This window comes from Endozoicomonas sp. SESOKO4, assembly GCF_024606275.1.
In genome coordinates, this window is record NZ_JAHHPS010000580.1 from 1 (window position 1) to 1,747 (window position 1,747).

At 48.8% G+C, this 1,747-nt stretch carries 2 protein-coding genes; both read right to left on the reverse strand.

Annotation, left to right across the window (positions count from 1 at the left end; genetic code table 11):
• A partial coding sequence (mutL, locus tag KDK16_RS11390; RefSeq protein ID WP_257276202.1) for a DNA mismatch repair endonuclease MutL occupies positions 1-890 on the reverse strand: 890 nt, incomplete at its 3' end.
• A gap of 70 nt (positions 891-960) precedes the next feature.
• The coding region (locus KDK16_RS11395) for a hypothetical protein (protein ID WP_257276203.1) at positions 961-1,747 on the reverse strand (787 nt) is incomplete at its 5' end.

Genomic DNA, 1,747 nt, shown 5'->3' on the forward strand with positions numbered 1-1,747 from the left:
GCCGGATCAAGCTCAAGATACAAGACAAAGGTTGGATGCCTACCCCCATAAAGCACATCACGATAGGCTTGACGCACAGCATGTGCGACCAGTTTATCTCTGATTACCCGGCCGTTAACAAAGAAGTACTGAAGATCAGCGCTGGAACGTGAAAACGTTGGTAATCCTACCCAGCCCCAAAGCTTTAGATCTGAAACCTCGACATCAACAATCACCGAGTTTTCAATAAACTTTGGTCCACAGAGAGACGCTACCCGGCGATCTTTCTCAGCCTGTGTGCTGCAGGGTCTTAGTTGATGAATACTGCGCTGGTTATGCCTCAGACCAAACCCTACATCAAACCGGGACAAGGCCAAACGTTTTACGACTTCTTCGAGATGGGAAAACTCTGTTTTTTCTGTCCGCAGGAATTTCCGCCGCGCAGGGGTATTAAAAAACAGATCCTTGACTTCAATTGTCGTACCCACGGGGTGGGGCGCTGGATTTAAAACAGCTTCCATATCACGCCCTTCCGAACGAACCTGCCAGCCCGACTCCTGACCATCAACATGAGACGTTAATGTTAAGCGTGAAACCGAACTAATGGATGCCAGAGCTTCACCACGAAAGCCCAGGGTGCCGACACCTTCCAGGTCTTCCAGTTCAGAAATCTTACTGGTTGCATGTCTCGACAGGGCTAATGCCAGATCATCTTTGGCAATGCCATGTCCGTCATCACGAATACGGATTAATTTGACACCACCACTTTCTACTTCGACATTCACTCGTTTTGCGCCGGCATCAAGACTGTTTTCCAGCAGTTCTTTAACAACCGATGCAGGACGTTCAACCACCTCACCGGCAGCAATCTGGTTAGCAAGGCGGGTATCGAGTAAACGGATAGGTTTCATAGAGGTAGGTCAATCAGTCCGGTTTTATTGCCAGAAAGACTATCAGTCTCCATCAACTTTTGCCAAGTGGTTAGAATCCTGAAAGACTGAACGCTAAAGTTGGCACCCAACTAATGGTAAGATCCACCAGCGCAGGTGTGGCATTGTGGTCGTAATACAGCGCAGAAATCTCTTCCCTGAAATCCTTGAGTCGCCAGAGTGCCAGCATTGCCGGAATAAACTGATAACCCGGAGTGGAGTACCCCAGCAATGTCAATGCTGGCAATAATGGACCGGTAGAACCACAAATCTGCGCTATCTGCAGGATACGCCGTCCAATGTTTTCGTTGACTTCATAATCAACCTGATTTTTCAGAACGCTCTTAAGACCTGTCTTTAGCTGTTCTACCTTCTCCTCTGAGACAACATCGGTTACGACTCCCTTAACTTTGCCTGCTGCCGGAGACAGAGTATCGACTACTTTGAACAGAAACTCCCACACTTTATTTTCAAGCTCTCTCACAGGCATACCGGTCAGCGTATCAATCACTGGAGCTTCTTCCGGCTCTTTTTGTTCTGTTATCTGTTCTGCCAGAACTCCCGGTTCGCCGGCCAGCCCGCGCTTTTTTTCCTGAGCTTCCAGCTCCCTTTGTACTTCTTTCTGCTTCCAAATCTGCTCAGGCATCAATAAACGTTGCCCGATAGCAACAGACCGGGGTGCAGAAGGTCCAGCCCCCCCTCTGACGACCAAATCAATAACAGGGTACTCTGTAATCACCTCATAGGATTCCAGCAAATCTGACAGATCGACTTTAGGCTCCTCAAGGCCGGGGGGAGAAAACGCCAGATTTTCAAACTCGGCAATGGACCGACTATCC